The sequence below is a fragment of the Flavobacterium sp. N2820 genome, assembly GCF_025947285.1.
Classification (GTDB): domain Bacteria; phylum Bacteroidota; class Bacteroidia; order Flavobacteriales; family Flavobacteriaceae; genus Flavobacterium.
Genome location: NZ_CP110008.1, coordinates 2,511,824 through 2,534,662 on the forward strand (window position 1 = coordinate 2,511,824; position 22,839 = coordinate 2,534,662).

Here is a 22,839-nt window from a genome sequence, read left to right on the forward strand (position 1 = left end):
TCATTAACTACTAATTAACGAAGAATTATTTCTTTTTGTTTATTTTTGAAATAAAACTATGAAATTTAAAGCTGTTCTGCTATTATTTTTATTTCATCTAAATTCGTTTGGACAAGATTCAATTGTTAGTAAAATTAGAAATAAAAGTAATCCTATACTTTTTTCTGAATTTTATTTTGGTGGAGCAGGAAGTGATAATGGAGGCCTATGGTTATTGGGTTATAATTTGAATTATCAATTCAATGACAAAGATTTTTTAACTGCAAGATTTTCAGGTTTGTTAGGGATTTATGATAATTATACTTTGCTAGCTCCTACCCTTATTTTACCTTTTTCTGACAGGAAGGAAACGCAACAAGAATATGCACTTTTGTATGGTAAGAGATGGGTGAAAGAGAATGTTTCATTTAGTATTTCTTCTGGGGTTTCGCATACAGACAGAGTATATTATAAAAGAGTTGATGAGTATTATGAAAAATTAAATCAGGATTATTTTGGCATTCCAATAGAACTAAATGTCAAATGGTTTAAAGCAGAGAAATCTCGATTTAGAGCCTATTATGGATTAATTCCAATTGGATCAAGAAGAGTTAGTTTTGGCAGGAGTATTGGCTTTAAAATTACAGGTAACTTTGCAAAAAATGATTACCTTGGTTTGGCGGTTACTTATGGATTTGGTTGGCACAAAAACTATTAATTTTATGGTACAGAAAATATTGATATCATTTTTATTAGTAATTTCGTTTCAAAATTATGCACAAAAGAAAATGAAAATTCCACCTTATCTTAAAAAAGGCGACACAGTTGCTATTGTTTGTACCGCTCGTAAATTTTCTCCAGATGAAGCTAAACCCGCTATTGAATTATTAGCATCTTGGGGATTGAAAGCTAAATTAGGCAGAACTATAGGTTTAGATAGTTGTCAATTAGGCGGAACTGATGCTGAACGAATAGCCGATTTTCAAGAAATGATGGACGACGACAACATCAAAGCAATTTGGTGCGCACGCGGTGGTTATGGAACGGTTCGAATAATAGATTCGTTGGATTTTACCAAATTCAAAAAGCATCCCAAATGGATTATGGGATTCTCTGATGTAACGGTTTTGCACAGTCAATTGAATGTAGATCGCGTTGCAACATTGCATTCTATTATGCCATTTACAGTTCCAAAAGCACCTGAAGAAGTGAAAGAAACCTTACGAAAAGCACTTTTTGGAGAAGCTATTTCGTACACCATTCCGTCTAAATCGTATGATGTAAAAGGAAAAGCTTCGGGCGAATTAGTAGGCGGAAACATTTCTATTTTATATAGTTTATTGGGTTCAAAATCATCGATTGATACGAAAGGAAAAATCCTTTTCATTGAAGATTTGGATGAATATTTGTACCACATCGATAGAATGATGTACAATTTGAAACGCAATGGTTATTTCGAAAATGTAAAAGGAATTATTGTAGGAAGTATGGCCGACATGCACGATAATGAAATTCCTTTTGGACAAAATGAAGTGCAAATTATAACTGAAATTGCTAAAGAATTTAAAATTCCAATTGCATTTGAATTCCCAGCGGGTCATCAAAAAGACAACCGAACTTTGATATTAGGAAAACAAGTAGATTTTGAAGTGAATGATAAAGAAGTAAAACTTCAATTTCATTAAAATTGGCACATCGACACATTGAAAATTGACACATTGAAAAATGGCAGAACACAACGATTTAGGTAAACTTGGAGAAGAATTAGCAGTTGATTTTTTAGAAAAAAATGGCTACGAAATCTTAGAAACCAATTGGACTTTTGATAAAGCTGAAATTGATATTATTGCTCAAAAAGAAACAATTTTAGCGGTTGTAGAAGTGAAAACACGTTCAAGTTTAGATTTTGGATTGCCACAAGAATTTGTAAAGCCTAAAAAAATTCAATTATTGGTAAAAGCTATAAATGAATATGTTACCCAAAATGATTTAGAGGTTGAAGTTCGATTTGATATTGTAGCAATTCACAAAGAAAATGAGGGTTTTGTATTAGAACACATAGAGGAGGCGTTTTATTATTTTTAATGTTATATTTATAACAATTTGTTTTTAGTTTGTATATTTGCAGCAAATAACTACATAACCTACAAATCACAATGAAAACTATCTCATCAGTAGTAGAACAGTACATTAAATCCAAACCCTTTTTATTGAGTTCACTGTCGCAAGGAATTATCAATTTAACATCATTGGCAAGAATAATGATGCCTGAACTAGAGGCGCATTTAGGAAAAGACGTAAAGCAAGGAGCTGTTGTAATGTCGTTAAAAAGACTTTCTGAAGAATTAGATTTTAAAATTAATTATAAGATTTCTAAAGTTTTAAAAAATATTGGTGAAATAACTGTGCGCTCCTCATTAACAGATTATACGTTTGTAATTTCGGATACATTGTTAGATAACCAAGCAAAATTATTACCAGAGATTAATAAACTTCAAGATATTTTTTACACTTCATCGCGAGGTGTAAATGAAACAAATATAGTTACCAGTGCTTCAGTTGCACCTATTATAGATGCTTTATTTAAAGGGGAGAAATTAACACATAAGATAGATAATTTATCATCAATTACGGTTAAATTGCCTCAAGAAAACATATCAACTCCGGGTGTATATTATTATATTTTTCAGCGACTAGCTTGGGAAGGAGTAATTATTCATGAAGTAATTTCTACTACAAATGAATTTACAGTTATTGTAAGTGACGAACAAATAGATGTAGCTTTCAAAGTCATAAAAGACTTAAAAAATGTATTTGATTAACAAAAAGTAGTTTATTTTTTTTCACATCAAAAAAAGAAACGTATTTTTACCACTCTATACATACTAAAAACAAGTTTTAGTAGTTTAAGAACAAAAACGTTTTACATTGAAAAGCAACATATTAAAATACTATTTATCGATTGGTTTTCTTCTTTTTTTAATAGCTTGTTCTGTTAAAAAAGATAAGTTTATTAATCGAAATTTTCACGCTGTAACTACTGAATACAATGTGTTATATAACGGAAATCTGGCCTTAGATAAGGGCTTAGTAGATTTAAAAGCAACCTATCAAGATAATTTTTGGGAAATTCTTCCTATAGAAAGAATGCCTAAAAATGAAGATGCTTTATTACCAGGACAAAGCAAAAATCCGAGTTTTGAACGTGCCGAAGAAAAGGCTGTTAAAGCTATTCAAAAGCACTCAATGAACATTGCAGGTACTGAAAAAAATCCGCAAATGGATGAGGCATATTTGCTATTAGCCAAATCACGTTATTATGATAATCGTTTCATTCCTTCATTAGAAGCATTAAATTACATTTTATATAAATATCCATTAAGTGACCGAATTTATCATGCAAAAGTGTGGCGTGAAAAAGTAAATATTCGCTTAGATAATGATGAAGTTGCGATTAAGAATCTGAAAAAACTTTTAGAAGATAAAAAAATTTCGGGTCAAGATTTAGCGGATGCAAATGCCATGTTAACACAAGCTTACATGAACATTCAGGCTAAGGATAGCGCTATTGCAACCCTAAAAATTGCTAAAGAAACCACTGCAAATAACGAAGAAAAAGCAAGATATTCATTCATATTGGGGCAATTGTATGAAAGCATGAATTATCAAGATAGTGCATTTGTCGCTTTTGAGGATGTAATTCAAATGAATAGAAAATCGCCACGCAGATATGTAATTCAAGCACATGCCAAACAAGCACAACAATTTGATTACAAAAATGGGGATACGTTAGCATTCGTAGAAAAATTCAAAAATTTATTAGAAGACAGAGAAAATAGACCTTATTTGGATATTTTGAATCATCAAATGGGCCTTTTTTATGACAAGCAAGGAAAGAATAGAGTAGCTGAAAAATATTATAATAAGTCTATCAAATCTATTACTCAAGATAATTATTTAATTTCTTCAAATTATAGAAATATTGGAGAAATATATTTTCGTGAGGCAAAATATAAAACGGCTGGGCAATATTATGACAGTACATTAATTCGATTAGATGATCGAACAAGAGAATTTAGAAGAATCAAAAAGAAAAGAATCAATCTGGACGATGTAATTAAATATGAAACCATTGCACAACAAAACGATAGTATTTTATCAGTTGTTGCGATGAACGATTCGGATAGAAATCAATATTACGAAAAATACATCGCTAAATTAAAAATCGAAGACGAGAAAAAAGCAAAATTAGCGGCCGAAAAAGCTGAAAAAGAAGCCAATTTGTTAGCAAGTCAAAAAGCAACTTCAAATCCTGCTATTTTGGGTGGAAAAGATAATGCAACTGTTTCAAAAGTTAACACTATGCCTTCGAATATGCCACCAGGAATGATGGGCGGTGTTGATAACAGCACTTTTTATTTCTACAATCCAGTTACTGTCGAATATGGAAAGAAAGAATTCGTAAGTAAATGGGGGAAACGCGAACTAAAAGACAATTGGAAATGGTCTAATTTAAAAGGAAATAATGCAAACATCAATGCAGACGAAGACGAAGGAACAGATGAAGATGTAGTTGATGAGAAGAAAGAAGAAACAGTTTCAAATCCATTTTACACTGTTGACTTTTATTTAAAACAAATCCCATCCGATAAAAAATTATTGGATAGTTTAGCTAAGGATAGAAATTTCGCGTATTATCAATTAGGACTTATTTACAAGGAAAAATTCAGAGAAAATGAATTGGCAGCTTCTCGCTTAGAACAATTATTAAAAAACAATCCCGAAGAACGTTTAATTCTTCCTGCAAAATATAATTTGTATAAGATTTATCAAATCATTTCTCCAGCTAAGGCTGAATTGATGAAGCAACAAATATTGACCGAATATCCAACAAGTCGATATGCCGAAATTGTTAAAAACCCAACCATTGAAATTGCTGATGAAACCAATCCAGAAGCAGTATATTACAATGTGTACAAGAAATTCGAAAACAATCAAATAAGAGAAGTTTCTTCCGAAATTGACGAAATGATTAATCGATTTACAGGCGAAGAATCGGTTGCTAAATTCGAATTGTTAAAAGCTAAAGTTATTGGAAGACTACAAGGGTTAGACGAATACAAAAAAGCATTAAACTTTGTAGCATTAACCTATCCAAATATAGAAGAAGGAAAACAAGCAGAAAGTTTGTTAAAAACCGATATTCCAAAATTAGAAGCTTTAGATTTTGGCAAAAGCGAAGCAATGGAATGGAAAATTATTTTTCCAAAGAAATTTCCGTTGGATAAAGACGTAAAAAATCTAACCGATAAAATCGAAAAATACCTTAAAGATGCTAATGCAGTATTGCTAAAATCTTCAGATGATATCTATTTGATTTCAGATAATTTTATAGTAATTCATGGATTTAGTTCAAAAGAATCTGCAAACGCAGTTTTGTCGGTTTTAAAAGAACATAAAAATTATAAAATTAAAGACCAAGCCTACATTATTTCAACCGAAGATTACAAGATTGTTCAAATGAAGAAAAAATTTGAAGAATGGCTTTTGTTGAATAAACAATAATCCCAAAACCTCATAAAATGTTTGATAAAGTTAAAAACCAAGATCATTTATTAGGAAAAACAAACAGAATTGTTGAAGGAACTTCTATAAATGGAGATATTACAACTTTTGCTGATTTTAGATTAGATGGAAAACTCACTGGAAACTTTACTTCTGAAGGAAAAATAGTAATTGGACCAACCGGACAAGTAATGGGTGATATTACCTGTAAAAGTATCGACATTGAAGGAAAATTCTCTGGAAAACTTATTGCTGAAGGGATGTTAAATGTTAAATCAAAGGCACACATAACAGGAGAAGTAATAGTGGGTAAATTAGCAGTTGAGCCTGGAGCAAAATTTGAAGCAAGCTGTGAAATGAGAAGTTCTTAATTTCGAATTCAACGAATCCAAACAAAACAAATAATGGAATCCAATAAAAAACAATCCAACAAGTGGTTGGCACTAATTAATATCCCATTTCAAATGGGATTGATTATTTTTGGCTTTTCATATCTTGGTAGTTGGTTGGATAAAAAATATCCAAATCCTGAAGGTTATTTTCTAAAAGGAATTACACTTTTTGGTGTTTTTGTTGCACTTTATAATGTAATCAAGCAAGTAAATCAATTAAATAATAAAAAGTAAAGATGTTAAAAAAATTACCCGTAACTGTTCAAGCTATATTAATTTCAATCGTTTTTTTTCTAATTCATTTTGGAATAGTTACTTTTTTAAATAAAATTGACATAATACCTTTTTTAATGTCATTTGCTTTACAATTTATAATGACATTGGTAATTTTATTAGCAATGATTAAAATTTATGAAACCGCTAAAGAACAATTAGGTTTTGCTTTTTTAGGATTGTCAACATTAAAAGTAGGAATTAGTTATTTTTTTGCTACCGAATATTTATTTCAGAATAAGTCAATGCTTGAAACAAACAAAGTTAATTTTTTTATCACTTTTCTGTTTTTTTTAAGCCTAGATGTCTATTTTACAATAAGATTGCTAAACAAAAAGTAATTTAAGGCAAAAAAATCATTAAATATTCAAAAAAAAATATTTTTGAAACTTGGAATATTAATTAAAGTTGTACTTTTGCAAAAATTTTTAAGACCAAAATTTTAGAATATAATCAATATGGTGATTTCAAGAAAACCACTTCATGTAATAGCAGCAATCGCAATCGCGATATTGCCTTTAATTAGTTTTGCTAATGTTTCTAATGATTCAGTTAAAAAAGAAGCGCATGAAGTTCATGGTGCTGCTGAAGCTAATCATGGAGAAACAGCTGAGCCTCAGGACAAAAAAGCTAAAGTAGATGCTTACATTCAACATCACTTGCAAGATTCTCACGATTTTACTTTTTTCTCAGATGAAAAAGAAGGTAAGCATTATGGGTTTTCATTGCCGGTTATTTTAATTGACAATGGTTTAAAGGTATTTTCATCTTCTAAATTTCACCACGGAGAAACGGTTGCTGAAGTTGATGGAAATTTCTACAAATTATACCACGGAAAAATTTACAAAACAGATGCTGTAGGAACTATTAATTATGACGAGCATCATCATCCAACAAATGCAAAACCATTAGATTTTTCAATTACGAAAAATGTGTTTTCAATGTTGTTTACTTCAATCTTGTTGTTGTTCATGTTTATTGGTTTAGCTAAATCTTATAAAAAAGGACCAATTCCAACTGGGTTTGGTAGAGTGTTAGAGCCTCTTATCTTATTCATTAGAGACGAAATTGCTATTCCTAATATTGGTGAGAAAAAATATAGAAAATTCATGGGTTATTTATTAACTGTGTTTTTCTTAATTTGGTTATTAAATTTACTTGGAATGACTCCACTAGGAATCAACGTTACAGGTAACATTGCAGTAACTATTTGTTTGGCGTTGTTTACTTATTTTATTACACAATTTAGTGCTAATAAAGATTATTGGAAACACATTTTTTGGATGCCAGGTGTTCCTGTTCCAATGAAGATTATCTTAATGCCAATTGAAATTTTAGGAACATTAACAAAACCATTCGCATTATTAATTCGTTTGTTTGCAAACATTACGGCGGGTCACGTTGTAATCATGAGTTTAATTGCAATGATTTTTGTTGGAAAAAATTTAGCAGCTGACTTACCTATATCATTAGGATTAACATTGTTCATTTCAATTATCGAAGTTTTAGTAGCATTCCTACAAGCTTTTATCTTTACAATGTTGTCTTCATTATTTATTGGTATGGCAGTTCAAGATCATCATCATGACGATCATCATTAAAATTTGAGTATTGTTTAATTTTATAAATCAATTATTATGTACAATTTAATTGGAGCTGGTTTAGTAGTAATCGGTGCAGGTTTAGGTTTAGGAAAAATTGGTGGTTCTGCAATGGACGCTATCGCACGTCAGCCAGAAGCTGCTGGTAAAATTCAAACAGCGATGATTATTATCGCTGCTTTATTAGAAGGTTTAGCATTCGCTGCTTTAATCTTAGGAAAATAATAAAGAAAGAAAAAACAGTATCTGTAACGGTTGGTTACAGGTACTGCTTTTAAAAAAGAAAGTACTATTTAAACATATATTTTTCAAAACATGGAGAAATTAATTAACGATTTTTCATTCGGACTATTTTTCTGGCAAGCAATTATCTTATTAGTATTAATTTTACTAATGGTTAAATTTGCATGGAAACCTATCATGAATTCAATTGTAGCTCGTGAGGAAGGAATCTCTAACGCTTTATTAGCAGCTGAAAACGCTAAGAAAGATATGCAGAACTTGAAGTCTGATAATGAAAAATTATTAGCTGAAGCAAGAGCTGAAAGAGACTTGATGATGAAAGAAGCAAGAGAAATCAAAGAAAAAATGATTGCTGATGCTAAATCTGAAGCACAAGCTCAAGGCGAAAAAATGATTGAATCGGCAAAAGCTTCAATCGAAAGTGAGAAAAATGCAGCTATGGCAGAATTGAAAAATCAAGTTTCTTCTTTGTCATTAGAAATTGCTGAGACATTAATAAAAGGAGAATTATCTAACAAAGAAGCTCAAACTAAATTGGTTGAGAAAATGTTAGGTGACGCTAAATTAAACTAATATCATGGCAGGAACTAGAGCAGCAATTCGATACGCTAAAGCCATTTTGGACATTGCCCAAGTAAACAACAGCACACAAGCTGTAAATTCTGACATGACTTCAATTGTAAACGCAATTAAAGACAGCGCTGAATTAAAAGATTTCTTGCAAAGTCCAATAGTTAAAGGTGAAATTAAATTTTCTTCTTTAAACGAAATTTTTGCTTCTGCTCAAAAAGAGACAAAAGGATTATTTCAATTGCTTTTAGTAAACAAAAGATTTGAATTATTAAACGATGTTGCTTTACAGTTCAATTCTTTATACGATGAACTTAACGGAATTGAGATTGCAAAGGTAACTACCGCTTTCCCAATTACGCCTGAGTTAGAAGCTAAAGTATTGGCAAAAATTGCATCGTTTTCAAATAAAAATATTACCATTCAAAACATTGTAGATCCTGCTATCATTGGAGGATTTATTTTAAGAATGGGCGACAAACAATACAATGCATCTGTTGCAAGCAGATTGCAAAATTTAAAAAGAGAGTTTAGTAATTAATATACCATTAAAGATATATCACAATGGCGGAAATTAAACCTGCTGAAATTTCAGCAATATTAAAACAACAATTATCAGGTTTTGAATCTGGTGCATCGTTAGAAGAAGTTGGAACTGTACTTCAAGTTGGAGACGGTATCGCTCGTGTTTACGGATTATCAAACGCTCAATACGGAGAGTTAGTACAATTCGAAAACGGATTAGAGGCGATCGTATTGAACTTAGAAGAAGACAATGTTGGGGTGGTACTTTTAGGACCATCAACAGGAATCAAAGAAGGTTCTACAGTAAAAAGAACACAACGTATTGCTTCTCTTAAAGTAGGAGAACAAATGGTAGGTCGTGTTGTGGATACTTTAGGTAACCCAATTGATGGTAAAGGTCCAATCGGTGGTGAGTTATACGAGATGCCATTAGAAAGAAAAGCTCCTGGAGTTATCTTCCGTCAACCCGTAACTGAACCATTACAAACAGGAGTAAAAGCAGTTGATGCTATGATTCCAGTAGGTAGAGGTCAACGTGAGTTGGTTATTGGTGACCGTCAAACTGGTAAATCAACAGTTTGTATTGATACCATCTTAAATCAAAAAGAATTTTACGATGCAGGAAAACCTGTATTCTGTATATATGTTGCAATTGGACAAAAAGCTTCAACTGTAGCAGGAATCGCAAAAATGTTAGAAGAAAAAGGTGCAATGGCTTACACTGTTATTGTTGCTGCAAATGCTTCTGATCCAGCTCCAATGCAAGTATATGCTCCTATGGCAGGTGCTGCAATTGGTGAGTATTTTAGAGATTCAGGTCGTCCAGCTTTAATTGTTTATGATGATTTATCTAAACAAGCTGTTGCTTACCGTGAGGTGTCTTTATTATTAAGAAGACCACCAGGACGTGAGGCTTATCCTGGAGACGTTTTCTACTTACACTCTCGTTTATTAGAAAGAGCTTGTAAAGTAATTAATAACGACGAAATCGCTAGAAACATGAACGATTTACCAGATTCTATCAAAGGAATCGTTAAAGGTGGTGGTTCGTTAACAGCGTTACCAATTATCGAAACACAAGCAGGTGACGTTTCTGCATATATCCCTACAAACGTAATTTCGATTACTGACGGACAGATCTTCTTAGATGGTGATTTATTCAACTCTGGAGTTCGTCCTGCAATTAACGTAGGTATTTCTGTATCTCGTGTTGGGGGTAATGCACAGATTAAATCAATGAAAAAAGTATCAGGTACTTTAAAATTAGACCAAGCACAATTCCGTGAATTAGAAGCTTTCGCGAAATTTGGTTCTGACTTAGATGCTGTAACTTTAAACGTTATTGAAAAAGGAAAAAGAAACGTTGAAATCTTAAAACAAGGTTTAAACTCTCCTTTTACAGTAGAAGATCAGGTGGCTATCATTTATGCAGGTTCTAAAAACTTGTTAAGAAATGTACCAGTTGTTAAAGTAAAAGAATTTGAAAAAGATTTCTTAGAATACTTAAACGCTAAACACAGAGATACATTAGACGCACTTAAAGCAGGTAAGTTTGATGACGCTATCACTGACGTTTTAGAAAAAGTAGCGAAAGAAATTTCAGCAAAATATAATTAATTAGTCAATTAGACAATGTGTCAATTAGACAATTAATTGACACATTGATAAATTGGCACATTGACAAATTAACAAAATGGCAAACTTAAAGGAAATACGTAATAGGATTACTTCTGTTTCATCTACGATGCAAATTACATCGGCGATGAAAATGGTTTCTGCTGCAAAATTAAAAAAAGCGCAAGATGCTATTACAGCAATGCGTCCGTATGCAGAAAAACTTACTGAGCTATTACAAAACTTAAGTGCAACTCTTGAAGGAGAAGTTGGTGGTGCTTTTACAGCTCAAAGAGAAGTAAATAAAGTACTTATCGTTGCAATTACTTCAAACAGAGGTTTGTGTGGTGCGTTTAATACCAATGTAATTAAACAAGCAAAAGCAGTTGCTGATACGTATGCAGGAAAACAAGTAGATATTTTTGCTATTGGTAAAAAAGGAAACGACGTTTTACGTAAAACAAACAACGTAATCGAAGTTAATAATGTTATTTTTGACAAATTAACTTTCGAAAATGCTTCTGATATTGCACAACAATTAATGGATAAATTTGTGAAAGGTGATTACGATAAAATCGAAATCGTTTATAACGAATTTAAAAATGCTGCAACTCAAATTGTGAGAACACAACAGTTTTTACCTTTAGCTCCAATTGTGGGTGGCGAAGTAGTAGCTTCTGATTATATTTTTGAACCATCTAAAGAAGAAATTGTGTTGACATTGATTCCAAAATCATTAAAAACACAATTATACAAATCAATTAGAGATTCATTTGCAGCAGAACACGGAGCACGTATGACAGCAATGCATAAAGCAACCGATAATGCTACAGAATTAAGAGACCAATTAAAATTAACTTACAACAAAGCGCGTCAAGCGGCTATTACAAACGAAATCTTAGAGATCGTTGGTGGAGCAGAAGCTTTGAAAAGCTAGTTTTAATACACATATTTAAAAAAGTCCCGATTTATTCGGGACTTTTTTGTTTTATATTTGTATTTATGATAATTGTTTGATAAAACCAATTTTTTTATTAAATGAAATCTTTAGAATGTAAAAATCAATTATTAATGTTTATATCTTAAATACTTATGGATAGTGTATGGGTAACTATATTCTTTTTTCAATCAATTCTTATGATTATTATTGGTTTTTTAGGTTTTAAAAATCACTCTATAAAAAAGGCTAAGACTTCATCTGAGGATTCAAACATTAAAAATTATTTTATTTTGATTTCTAAGCAGTTTTCGATAATATTTATGTTTATGGGATTTTTTTGTTTAATTTTTTTAATTTTAAGTGTTTATAGAAATTTATAACTAACCAAGATAAAATAGAATTCTATTCCTTCCCACAATAAAATTTCCACAAACAACAAACTCATTTAACAAATCCTTTTTTTACGCATTTACTTTTATTGGTATATTTGTAAGTAACAAACTATTTTCCAATGAAAAAATATTGCGGTTTCTTCTTACTACTTTTCACATTTTTTAGTTATTCACAAAATCTTCGTTTAGAAGACATCATGAAAGGAGACGAATTCATCGGGCATCAACCCGAAAATCACCGTTGGTCTATCGATGGGCAAACCGTTTTATTTGATTGGAATCCGAACAATGAAATTGATAACAGCACCTATTTTTGGAACAAATCAAGTAAATCGCCTCAAAAAGTAACGACTTCAAATCCTATTTACGATTTGGATTTTATGGCAACACAGAAAGATTATGATGTTGTATATTACACCAATCAAGGCGTTTTGTATGCGTATACCAAATCTACAAAAAAGACCAAAAAAGTCATTCAATTAGCCGAACGCATTAACTCGGTAGAAAGAAGCAGTAATCCTGATATTATTTTCTTTCAGCAAAATCGAAATGTATATCAATTTAATACCAAAGACTTTTCAATTGTTCAATTAACGAATTTCAAAACAGGAAAAGAAAGTAAATCCGACAAAGAAGAAGATTCATTTCTTGTTGCGCAACAAAAGGAGTTGTTTCAATTTGTTCGCGATGAAGCTAAATCAGACGAATGGTATGAAGCGCAATCCAAATCCAATAACGAGAAGTTTCCAAAAGAAATTTTCTATGATAAATCGTCTTTGGAACAAGTAAAAATTTCGCCTGATGGAAAATTTGTAACGTTCCGAATTTCAGATTATCCAACGCAAACGTCAACCGATGTAGAGCATTTTATTACAGCCGATGGATTTACTCAAAGTAAAAAAGCACGCGCAAAAGTTTCGATTGATAATTTCAGTAAGCACAAATTCGGAATTTTCAATGTAGAAAAAGATACTACGTATTACGTTTCGTTTTCCAATTTATCGGGTATAAAAGAAGCGCCAAAATATTATCAAGAATATGAAAAATTAAAAGGCGATTCGGAATACGATATTCCTGTAGTAATGCAAAGTCCAGTGTATAGCAAAGACGGAAAAAATGCCGTTTTAGAAATCAGAAGTCAAGACAATAAACACCGCTGGATTGTGGAATTGGATTTAGTTTCAGGAAAAATCACCGAATTAGATCATCAACACGACGAAGCATGGATTGGCGGTCCAGGAATTCCAGGATATAGTTTCAGTAGCGGAACTTTAGGTTTTATTGACAATTCAACCATTTATTTTCAATCAGAAGTTTCCGGTTTTTCGCACTTGTATGCATATAATTTGAAAACCAAGAAAAAAGAAGCGCTAACAAAAGGCAATTGGGAAGTTCGAAAAGTTCAATTATCGAATGATGCCAAATCGTTTTATATTACGACAACCACAACGCATCCAGGCAACAGAAGTTTCTACAAATTGGACATCGCTTCAAAAAAAATGACTGGAATTTTAACAAACGATGGCAATTACGAAGTGGAATTATCTCCTGACGAACAAACACTTTTGGTGCGCTATTCGTATAAAAACAAACCATGGGAATTATACGTTGGTGCCAACAAACCGAATGCCGAATTAAAACAAATTACGTTTTCAACTACGCCAGAATTCAAAAAATACAATTGGAAAGCACCGGAAGTCATTACTTTTAAAGCGGAAGACGGTACAACTGTTTACGCGCGTTTGTACCAACCAAAAGTGGAGAACAAGAACAAAGCGGCAGTCATTTTTGTACACGGCGCAGGTTATTTGCAAAATGCACACAATTATTGGAGCACGTATCATAGAGAATTCATGTTTCACAATTTACTTACCGATTTAGGTTACACGGTTTTAGACATCGATTACAGAGCCAGCGATGGTTACGGTCGTGATTTCAGAACGGGAATCTACCGTCACATGGGTGGAAAAGATTTATCGGATCAATTGGATGGAAAGAAATATTTAGTAGAAAAAGCAGGAATTGACGCCAACCGAGTGGGAATTTATGGCGGTTCGTATGGCGGATTTATCACATTAATGGCTTTGTTGACAGAACCTGGCGAATTCAAAGCAGGAGCCGCTTTACGTTCGGTAACCGATTGGGCGCATTACAATCACGGCTACACCTCAAACATTTTGAATTTCCCAGAAACCGATCCAGAAGCCTATAAAAAAAGTTCTCCTATTTATTTTGCGAATAATCTACAAGATAAATTGTTAATGCTCCACGGAATGGTAGACGATAACGTCCAATTCCAAGACATTGTTCGATTAACGCAACGATTTATCGAATTAGGCAAAAAAGACTGGGATTTAGCGGTATTTCCAGTAGAAGCACACGGATTTAAAAGAACCTATTCATGGGTAGACGAATACCGAAGAATTTTAGACTTATTCAACGAAAATTTAGTACAAAAATAAAATGCACCAGTTACTTGAATTAGGAACGAAAACCGAAATGTTGGAGCAATTATCCATCATAAAACAATTGTATCCCGATTACACGCCAGAAATTTATGGCGATTTGTTAGATAAAATGATTCCGCACAATTACAAACAATTAATTGTAGTGGAAAACGGAATCACTACAGGATTGGCTGGGTTTTGGATAGGAACTAAGCTTTGGTGTGGCAAATATTTGGAATTAGACAATGTCGTGGTACACGAAGATTTTCGTTCCAAAGGAATTGGCAGCATTATGACCGAATATCTCAACCAAAAAGCCATCGATGAAAAGTGTAATATGATTGCTTTAGATGCGTATACCACTAATTTTGGAGCCCAAAAATTCTACATGAATCATGGTTTTGTACCCAAAGGATTTCATTTTGTAAAATATTTAGAGCATTAATTATTTAAGTGTTCCCAGATGAAACTATAAAATTCACTTTCTTTTTTTACTCTGTTTTCATAATTTGAAATGTTTCCATAATGACCTGCATTTTTATTTACTTTTAAATAAATGGGGTTTTTTTGAGCGCTTCTACTTTGAAGTTTTGCAACAAATTTATAAGAATGAAATGGAGGCACTCTGTCATCATTTTCAGATGTAATAATTAAGCAAGTTGGATAATTTACATCTTCTTTTATGTTATGTAATGGAGAAAATTTTAATAAAGAATTGAATTCTTCTTTGATATCAGCGTTTCCATATTCATCTAAGTGATATTTTCCAACCGTGAATTTTTGAGCATTTATCATGTCAAACACACCCACATTGGCAACTACGACTTTAAATAAATCAGGGCGCTGGGTCATTGCGGCACCAACCACTAATCCGCCATTAGAACCACCAGTGATTGCTATTTTATTAGGGTTTGTATATTTTTCCGACATTAAAAACTCGGCTGCATCCACAAAATCATTTATCGAATTAATTTTTTTCAAACCTTTTCCTTCTTTGTGCCAATTTTTCCCTTTTTCGCCACCACCTCTAATTTGTGCATAAGCATACACACCACCTTTTTCTAAAAAATGCAATAATCCGGTGTCATAAGTTGGGCTACTAATGCTTCCAAAACCGCCATAAGCTTTTAATAAAGTGGGATTGTTTCCGTTCAACTCAATTCCTTTTTTGTGAATAATAACTATCGGAATATCTTTGTTATCTCTGCTTTTATACGTAATAATTTTGGTTTCAAAATAGTTAAACGGAAACAAGGTAGGTTTTGGTTGAATAAATTCATTAAAATAAATGTCATTGGCTCCAGTAGTAATGTTTAATTTGTAATTTAATGAAGGAATTGTGTAGGAATAAAAAGTAACAAAAAGTTCATTTGTTTTTTCGTCATAAAATCTAATTTGAAAATCCATACTGTGTGGTGCTTCAAATTTTCGAATAAATTTTCCTGTATAATCGTAAATTGACATATAATATTTGCCCATATTGTTATACTTACAAATGATATAATTGTCTAAAAATGTGGCTCCTATTAGTAAATGAGAATATACTTGAGGAATTAAAATCGTACTTTCAGCACGATTATTTATATCAAAATAACTTATATTTCCCCAAGGATACTTTTCGTCAGAAAAATAAAATTTATCAGCTACAATATTTAAATATTCAAAATTTGTTTTATCCTCTTTTACAAAATTTTTAAAATCAAATTGTTCATTATCTAGTTCAGTATAATAATAGTTTTTAGTGGTTTCATCTTCACTAACCTCACTTATGTATAATTTATTTTTTTTAGTGAAAAAACTAAAATTTGACTTTGTATTTGAAGTATCAAAAACCAATTGGTCTTTACTTTGGACATCACCAATTTTATGATAAAATAACTGATAGGTAGAATCTCTTGCAAAGAATTCTTTGTTTGAATTTTTCTTGTAAAAAACGCCTTTATCACCATTCCAAGCAACACTCGAAAATTTAATATCGGTTAAAACATCATTAAGGTATTTTTTATTTACAAAATCTCTAAATTTTATTTCATGTCGATCACTTCCATTCGGACTTATTCTAAAAGCTAAATATTTTGAATTTTTTGAAGGATAATAACCTAACAAAACAACATTTTCATCTTTATAAACATCATACGGATCAACTAACGGTTTGCCTAAATCATTTAAGCTTTCTCTGTAATATAAAACACCGGGTTTGTTTTTATCAATTCGGTAAGTGTTATAAAAATATTTTCCGTTTTTACTTGGCAATGAATAGGTGGATAAATAGTCATAATCTTTTATTTTAAACGAAAAGTTATGGTTTTTAACAACTTCAGTAAGCTTTTGCTCACTAACATTATTTTGTAATGTTATCCAATCAATTACTTCTTTGTTAGAAGTGTTTTCTAACCAAGTGTAGTCGTCTTGAATGGTAATTCCATGTTTAGAAAGAGTTGTCGAAACTTTTTTTGTTTCTATTTTATGTTGAGAAAAAACTGTAATTGAAACAAAAAGTAGTAAAAATAAATATCGTGTCATAATCATACAAATAGTCTTACGAAAGTATTAAAATATTATCCTAAACAATACTTTTGGACTGTTTTTTGCAATAATAATTTCAGTAACTTTATCAAAACGAAATTTATAATGATTCAGTATATTTTAATACTATTTGTTAGTGCAAATTTAATTTCTTGCAACTCATCTAAAACAATTGTACAAGAAACCAACTTATCTGCATCCTATGAAAGTTGGGTAGCGGGAGTGCGTGGTGGTGGAAGTGGTATCAACTTTTATGTGAATTTAAAAACGACATTAAGTGAAGAAATTGAGTTAAAAAAAGTAATTTTTAGAGGGTACGAAGTGCCATTTGAAAAACAAAACGCATTACATTTCATAGCAAGAATAAAAACCGAAGGCAATCAACAAAAATTTGATGGTGATGAATCCCAAATTTACACCAGTCCAAAAAATGCCTTAACATTAGCCGAAAATGAAGCCATTTTAATCTTCTTAAAAAACGGAAAAGAAATCCGTCAAACTATTAAAGAAGTTAAAGAAAAACCAATGTTACAATATCCTTCAACAAAACCAAAGAATTAATTACATTTGTTATTCTAAAAACAATAAATGAGTCTTTACAAAAGTCTTTTTAAACAAACGGCAATTTATGGCATAGCAACAGTTTTGCCTAGAATTATTAGTTTTATTCTAAATCCAATTTTTGTTTATTATCTTACTGATAAGGAGAAAATGGGAGAAGTTTCCGTAATTTTTTCTTATTTAGTTTTCTTTAATGTGATTTTATCTTACGGAATGGAAACCGCATTTTTCCGATTTTATAATTCGGAAGAAAACAAAGGCAAAGTAATTTCTACATCCACCATTTCACTTTTTTGGTCCACAATAGGTTTTTTGGTATTGTTTCTTTTGTTTCGAAAAAACTTAGCGGATTGGTCAGAAATTAATGTTGAATATGTTGTTTTTGCCATTTGGATTTTGACTCTAGATGCATTAGCAATTATTCCGTTTTCTAAAATAAGGGCAGAAGGTCGTCCTATAAAATATGCAGTAATTAAGATTTCAAATGTTTTGATTAATTTGATGTTCAACGTTTTCTTTTTGATTTTTCTACCTGAAATCGCAAGTGAATCTTCTAATTTGTTTATACAAACCATCTATCATGATGATTTCCAAATTGGTTATATTTTTGTCTCGAGTTTAATAGCAAGTTTATGCACGCTATTATTTGTTTTACCTGATTATTTCAAAATCAAATGGCAATTTGATACTGATTTGTGGAAGAAAATGATGCAATATGGTTTGCCCATTTTAGTTGCAGGAATTGCTTTTGCAATCAATGAACATTTTGATAAGATTCTATTAGATTGGATGCATGTGGATATGGCCGATATTGGAGCCTATTCTGCGTGTTATAAAATTGGGATGTTTATGGTGCTGTTTCGAACAGCTTATTCTTTAGGAATTGAACCGTTTTTCTTTAGTCATTCAAAAAACGAAAATGCACCGCAAACGTATGCAACAATTACGAAATATTTTGTCATTTTTGGTTCATTCATCTGCTTAGGAGTTATCGTTTTTGCCGATATTTTAAAATTAATTTTAGTACCAAAAGCAATTTACTGGGATGCGATGGATGTAGTGCCATTAATAGTTTTAGCAAATTTCTTTTTAGGGATTTATACCAATTTATCCGTTTGGTACAAATTAATCGACAAAACTAGAATTGGGGCTTATATTTCAATTGTTGGAGCAATAGTAACTTTAGTTTTAAATTTACTTTTAATTCCAATTATCAGTTATATGGGTTCAGCAATTGCTACCATTTTTGCATACGGAACCATGATGTTAATCTCATATTGGATGGGACAAAAAAAATACCCAATCCCATACGATAAGAAATCGATTTTTACGTATTTGGGATTAGCAATAGTGCTTTCTGGAATTTCGTTTTATGTGCCAATTTTACGTGAAACTTACATATTCGGAATTGCAGCTATCTTGTTTTTTGCTTACTTTGTATACCGAAACGAAAAAGAAAGTATTTTAACGATTATCAGAAGAAAATAACATGCAGATTAAAATCATCAATAAATCAAATCACGAGTTACCAAACTACGAAACAATCGCTTCGGCTGGAATGGATTTACGCGCGAATATATCTGAACCAATTACACTAAAATCATTAGAAAGAACCATTGTAAAAACAGGTCTTTTTATTGAATTACCAATCGGTTTTGAAGCTCAAGTGCGCCCAAGAAGTGGCTTAGCAGCCAAAAAAGGAATCACCGTTTTAAATTCACCCGGAACAGTTGATGCCGATTACCGTGGAGAAATTGGTGTGATTTTAGTAAATTTATCCCATGAAGATTTCGTAATCGAAAACGGAGAACGCATTGCTCAATTAATCATCGCCAAACACGAACGCGCTGAATGGCTTGAAGTAACAGAATTATCTGAAACTTCAAGAGGTGAAGGTGGTTTTGGGAGTACTGGTGTGAAATAGTAATCAGTTTTCAGTCTCAGTTAGCAGTTTGTCTGATTGAGCGAAGTTGAAGTCTTCTGAATAAAGTGTTCAGAAAAATATCAAAATATAATCTTAGCGAACTTTGCGAAAAACCTTTGCAAGCTTTGCGTTTAAAATAAAAACATACAATGAGAATAATCGTTCCTATGGCAGGTCGTGGTTCACGTCTTCGCCCACATACCTTAACCATTCCAAAGCCATTAATTCCTGTAGCTGGAAAACCAATCGTTCACAGGTTAGTGGAGGATATTGCCGGAGTTTTAAATCAGAAAATAGATGAAGTTGCGTTTATTATTCACGAAAGTTTTGGTAAAAAAGTAGAAGAAGATTTAATTGCCATTGCTCAAAAATTAGGTGCAAAAGGAACCATTTATTATCAAAATGAAGCCTTAGGAACAGGTCACGCAATTATGTGTGCCAAAGATTCTTTGAGTGGTCCAGCGGTTATTGCTTATGCCGATACCTTAATTCGTGCTGATTTCGATTTAGATACCACTGCTGATAGCGTAATTTGGGTAAAACAAGTCGATCAACCAGAAGCTTTTGGTGTAGTAAATTTAAACACTAACGGAGAAATCATCGAATTGGTGGAAAAACCAAAAGAATTTGTATCAGATTTAGCCGTAATCGGAATTTACTATTTCAAAGATGTTGCTGTGTTGAAAAACGAATTGCAATCGGTGTTAGATAACAATATTATTCACGGTGGCGAATACCAAATTAATGATGGTATTAAACAAATGATGGCAAAAGGCATGAAATTTGTACCAGGGAAAGTAGACGAGTGGATGGATTGTGGAAATAAAGACGTTACCGTTGAAACCAATTCAAGAATGTTAGGTTTTTTACATAACGACGGTGAAAATTTAGTTGCTGCTGATGTGAAATTAGAAAATGCAACCATCATTCCTCCATGTTATATTGGGGAGGATGTATGTTTGATAAACGCAACAGTTGGACCAAATGTTTCCTTAGGAAAAGGATGTCATGTGATTGATTCTACCATAAAAAATAGTTTGGTGCAAACGCATTCAAACATAAAAAACGCCAAATTAGACAATGCAATGATAGGAAATCATGCAACTTTTGATGGCAATTTTACAAGTATTAGTATCGGAGATTATTCCGTTTTAGAATAGATGATAAAGAAAAAACACATCGTTTTATTTGCGTTCCTGCTTTTCAGTTTTGGAAACTATGCTTTTGCGCAAGAAAATCCCGAAGACATTGCATTAGTAGATAACCAAACCGAAGATAATTTTTATGAAGCTTTAAAACAACGAGGCATCGAAAATTATGACAAAGCTATTGTGGCGATTCAGAAATGTTTAGAAAAAGAACCAAAAAACCCCGCTTTTTTATATGAATTAGGAAAAAATCAATTGGATTTAAAAAACTATGTTGATGCGGAAGTCTCATTCAAAAAAGCAATAGAGCAAGATAACAAACAGCGTTGGTATTGGAATGGTTTGTATGATGTATATTACCAAACCAAAGACTTTCAAAAATCGATTCCAGTGGTTCAAAAACTAATTGAGTTCGACCCAAATATGAGAGAAGATTTGGTTTCACTTTACATGAATACCAATCAAAAAGAAAAAGCATTAGCCTTGTTAAAGGAAATGCAAGCAAGTTCGCATTTGACCACTACAATGGAATTCTACAAACTTAAATTAGAAGAATCAAACGAATTTGCAAAACCAAAAAAAGAAGTATTAGAAGAAGCCATCAAAAAAAACCCAAAGTACGAACAAAATTACATAGATTTAATTGTGCTGTACTCGAGCTTTAACCAAGAAGATAAAGCGTTTGAAGTGGCAAAACAATTGGAGAAAGAAATTCCAAATTCCGATTGGGCTCACGTGAGTTTAATAAAATTTCACTTGAACAATAATGATGGGGTAAATGCTTCTAAATCAATGTTTAAAGTATTGGAAAATGAAAAAATTGATTTAAAAATCAAACATCGTATTTTTAATGAATTTTTGATTTTCGCTATAAAAAATCCAACATTTTTCAACGATGTTGATACTGCAATTCCTTATTTTGATAACGATAGAGAAATTGCTGTTGCAAAAGAAGTAGCAAAATTCTTTTGGAAAAAAGGCGATTTAGAGAAAGCAATTTATTACTTCGAGAAAGCAATCAAAAAAAATCCTGAAGACATTGAAAGTATCGATTATTATTTAGAAGTGATTTATCAAAAACAAGATTTTCAACTATTGGTAAAAAAAGCTACTGATTTCACAGAAGTATATCCAACACAAGCAAGCTATTATTTTTACGCAGGTTTTGGACACAATCAGTTGAAGAACTTTAAAAAAGCAAAAGAATTATTAGAAAACGGCTTAGATTTTGTAGTAGAAAACAAAACCTTAGAAGCTAATTTTTATAAACAATTAATTATTAGTTGCGAAAATTTGAATGACACTGCCAAAAAGCAATTGTATTCAAATAAACTAAAACAAACAAAATAATGAAATACCTTTTATCAGCCATACTAATTTTCTTTTTAATAGGATGTAAATCCAAGCAATCTGTGGCAACTGCTGCAGCAAATGATACTATAGAAGTTTCAAAAATTATCAAAGGTCATTATGCAAACGAACACGATTTTAAAACTTTAAGTATTCGTGCCAATGCCAAATATGAAGATGAAAAGCAATCGCAATCAATAAACGCTGAAATTAGAATTAAAAAAGACGAAATTATTTGGATAAATATTAAAGTTTTAGGTTTTCCTGTAGCAAAAGCACTCATTACACCAACAAAAGTGAGCTATTACGAAAAAATAAACAGTACTTATTTTGAAGGCGATTTTAGTATGTTAAGCAATTGGCTCGGAACTGATTTAGATTTTAACAAAGTGCAAAATTTGTTTCTTGGAAAATCAATTGATGATTTAACAAAAGGCAAATGGGTTTCTGAAATCAATGAAAAACTATTCAAATTATCAAAACCATCTGATACGGCTATTACAAAAGAGTTCTACTTTGAAGCAGCAAATTATTTATTAAAAAAAGAAACGATTGCACAGGCAAGTCAAAATAGAGCATTAGAGATTAAATATCCGTCACACAAATTGGTTGAAAAAATGTTTTTACCTAATGAGATTAACATTAAAGCATCTCAGAAGGATAAAGTTTCAATTGATATTGAATATAAAAACACAACATTTAATGAAAATTTGAGTTATTCTTATTCGATACCTAACGATTATAAGGCAATTGAAATTGATTAATTTTTTATTTTAGTAAAACAAAAAC

General features: G+C 31.6%; 23 protein-coding genes. 22 read left to right on the forward strand and 1 reads right to left on the reverse strand.

The features are described from left to right. Nucleotides 1-58 precede the first annotated feature (58 nt). The 16 genes from OLM52_RS11785 to OLM52_RS11860 all read left to right on the forward strand — a co-directional run bounded on the left by OLM52_RS11785 (nucleotide 59) and on the right by OLM52_RS11860 (nucleotide 14,986). On the forward strand, nucleotides 59-697 hold the full coding sequence (locus OLM52_RS11785) for a hypothetical protein (RefSeq protein ID WP_264548706.1): 639 nt from the start codon (nucleotides 59-61) through the stop codon (nucleotides 695-697). A gap of 4 nt (nucleotides 698-701) precedes the next feature. Continuing rightward, the gene (locus OLM52_RS11790) at nucleotides 702-1,664 is read left to right on the forward strand and encodes a S66 peptidase family protein (RefSeq protein WP_264548707.1); all 963 of its coding nucleotides are present in this window, start codon (nucleotides 702-704) and stop codon (nucleotides 1,662-1,664) included. Between the two features lie 40 nt (nucleotides 1,665-1,704). Next, a complete protein-coding gene (locus tag OLM52_RS11795; protein ID WP_264548708.1) occupies nucleotides 1,705-2,064 on the forward strand; it encodes a YraN family protein in 360 nt (119 codons plus the stop codon). A 71-nt stretch (nucleotides 2,065-2,135) separates the two neighbouring features. Further along, the gene (locus OLM52_RS11800) at nucleotides 2,136-2,801 is read left to right on the forward strand and encodes an aspartate kinase (RefSeq protein ID WP_264548709.1); all 666 of its coding nucleotides are present in this window, start codon (nucleotides 2,136-2,138) and stop codon (nucleotides 2,799-2,801) included. A gap of 106 nt (nucleotides 2,802-2,907) precedes the next feature. Further along, nucleotides 2,908-5,544, forward strand: a complete 2,637-nt coding sequence (locus OLM52_RS11805) for a tetratricopeptide repeat protein (RefSeq protein ID WP_264548710.1) — start codon at nucleotides 2,908-2,910, stop codon at nucleotides 5,542-5,544. Between the two features lie 17 nt (nucleotides 5,545-5,561). Further along, nucleotides 5,562-5,915 (forward strand): bactofilin family protein, encoded by a 354-nt coding sequence (locus tag OLM52_RS11810; protein ID WP_264548711.1) that lies wholly within the window; start codon nucleotides 5,562-5,564, stop codon nucleotides 5,913-5,915. A gap of 33 nt (nucleotides 5,916-5,948) precedes the next feature. Then, the gene (locus tag OLM52_RS11815; protein WP_264548712.1) at nucleotides 5,949-6,170 is read left to right on the forward strand and encodes an AtpZ/AtpI family protein; all 222 of its coding nucleotides are present in this window, start codon (nucleotides 5,949-5,951) and stop codon (nucleotides 6,168-6,170) included. Nucleotides 6,171-6,172: 2 nt separating this feature from the next. After that, the gene (locus OLM52_RS11820; RefSeq protein ID WP_264548713.1) at nucleotides 6,173-6,550 is read left to right on the forward strand and encodes a hypothetical protein; all 378 of its coding nucleotides are present in this window, start codon (nucleotides 6,173-6,175) and stop codon (nucleotides 6,548-6,550) included. A 117-nt stretch (nucleotides 6,551-6,667) separates the two neighbouring features. Then, entirely contained in the window at nucleotides 6,668-7,810 is a 1,143-nt protein-coding gene (gene atpB / locus OLM52_RS11825) for a F0F1 ATP synthase subunit A (RefSeq protein ID WP_264548714.1), read from the forward strand. Between the two features lie 36 nt (nucleotides 7,811-7,846). Beyond that, complete coding sequence (atpE, locus tag OLM52_RS11830; protein ID WP_111566383.1) at nucleotides 7,847-8,035, forward strand: ATP synthase F0 subunit C; 189 nt, start codon at nucleotides 7,847-7,849, stop codon at nucleotides 8,033-8,035. 90 nt (nucleotides 8,036-8,125) lie between these two features. Further along, nucleotides 8,126-8,626 (forward strand): F0F1 ATP synthase subunit B, encoded by a 501-nt coding sequence (locus OLM52_RS11835; RefSeq protein ID WP_264548715.1) that lies wholly within the window; start codon nucleotides 8,126-8,128, stop codon nucleotides 8,624-8,626. Between the two features lie 4 nt (nucleotides 8,627-8,630). After that, entirely contained in the window at nucleotides 8,631-9,164 is a 534-nt protein-coding gene (atpH, locus tag OLM52_RS11840; protein WP_264548716.1) for an ATP synthase F1 subunit delta, read from the forward strand. Between the two features lie 23 nt (nucleotides 9,165-9,187). After that, nucleotides 9,188-10,765, forward strand: a complete 1,578-nt coding sequence (gene atpA / locus OLM52_RS11845; protein ID WP_153201107.1) for a F0F1 ATP synthase subunit alpha — start codon at nucleotides 9,188-9,190, stop codon at nucleotides 10,763-10,765. A 76-nt stretch (nucleotides 10,766-10,841) separates the two neighbouring features. Continuing rightward, complete coding sequence (atpG, locus tag OLM52_RS11850; protein WP_264548717.1) at nucleotides 10,842-11,699, forward strand: ATP synthase F1 subunit gamma; 858 nt, start codon at nucleotides 10,842-10,844, stop codon at nucleotides 11,697-11,699. A 514-nt stretch (nucleotides 11,700-12,213) separates the two neighbouring features. Next, nucleotides 12,214-14,556 (forward strand): S9 family peptidase, encoded by a 2,343-nt coding sequence (locus OLM52_RS11855; RefSeq protein WP_264548718.1) that lies wholly within the window; start codon nucleotides 12,214-12,216, stop codon nucleotides 14,554-14,556. A 1-nt stretch (nucleotide 14,557) separates the two neighbouring features. Further along, the gene (locus OLM52_RS11860; RefSeq protein ID WP_264548719.1) at nucleotides 14,558-14,986 is read left to right on the forward strand and encodes a GNAT family N-acetyltransferase; all 429 of its coding nucleotides are present in this window, start codon (nucleotides 14,558-14,560) and stop codon (nucleotides 14,984-14,986) included. On the opposite strand, the gene OLM52_RS11865 is transcribed toward OLM52_RS11860, so the two are convergent. Then, nucleotides 14,983-17,064 (reverse strand): prolyl oligopeptidase family serine peptidase, encoded by a 2,082-nt coding sequence (locus OLM52_RS11865; RefSeq protein ID WP_264548720.1) that lies wholly within the window; start codon nucleotides 17,062-17,064, stop codon nucleotides 14,983-14,985. The two genes, OLM52_RS11860 and OLM52_RS11865, sit on opposite strands and share 4 nt — an antisense overlap. A 108-nt stretch (nucleotides 17,065-17,172) precedes the next feature. On the opposite strand from OLM52_RS11865, the gene OLM52_RS11870 reads away from it, so the two are divergent. The 6 genes from OLM52_RS11870 to OLM52_RS11895 all read left to right on the forward strand — a co-directional run bounded on the left by OLM52_RS11870 (nucleotide 17,173) and on the right by OLM52_RS11895 (nucleotide 22,814). Then, a complete protein-coding gene (locus OLM52_RS11870) occupies nucleotides 17,173-17,628 on the forward strand; it encodes a hypothetical protein (RefSeq protein ID WP_264548721.1) in 456 nt (151 codons plus the stop codon). 27 nt (nucleotides 17,629-17,655) lie between these two features. Then, on the forward strand, nucleotides 17,656-19,116 hold the full coding sequence (locus OLM52_RS11875; RefSeq protein ID WP_264548722.1) for a lipopolysaccharide biosynthesis protein: 1,461 nt from the start codon (nucleotides 17,656-17,658) through the stop codon (nucleotides 19,114-19,116). Nucleotide 19,117: 1 nt separating this feature from the next. Beyond that, nucleotides 19,118-19,552, forward strand: a complete 435-nt coding sequence (dut, locus tag OLM52_RS11880) for a dUTP diphosphatase (protein WP_264548723.1) — start codon at nucleotides 19,118-19,120, stop codon at nucleotides 19,550-19,552. Nucleotides 19,553-19,701: 149 nt separating this feature from the next. Beyond that, on the forward strand, nucleotides 19,702-20,712 hold the full coding sequence (locus tag OLM52_RS11885) for a sugar nucleotidyltransferase (protein ID WP_264548724.1): 1,011 nt from the start codon (nucleotides 19,702-19,704) through the stop codon (nucleotides 20,710-20,712). Next, entirely contained in the window at nucleotides 20,713-22,050 is a 1,338-nt protein-coding gene (locus OLM52_RS11890; RefSeq protein WP_264548725.1) for a tetratricopeptide repeat protein, read from the forward strand. After that, on the forward strand, nucleotides 22,050-22,814 hold the full coding sequence (locus tag OLM52_RS11895; RefSeq protein WP_264548726.1) for a DUF4292 domain-containing protein: 765 nt from the start codon (nucleotides 22,050-22,052) through the stop codon (nucleotides 22,812-22,814). The genes OLM52_RS11890 and OLM52_RS11895 overlap by 1 nt, the downstream gene beginning before the upstream one ends. Nucleotides 22,815-22,839 lie beyond the last annotated feature (25 nt).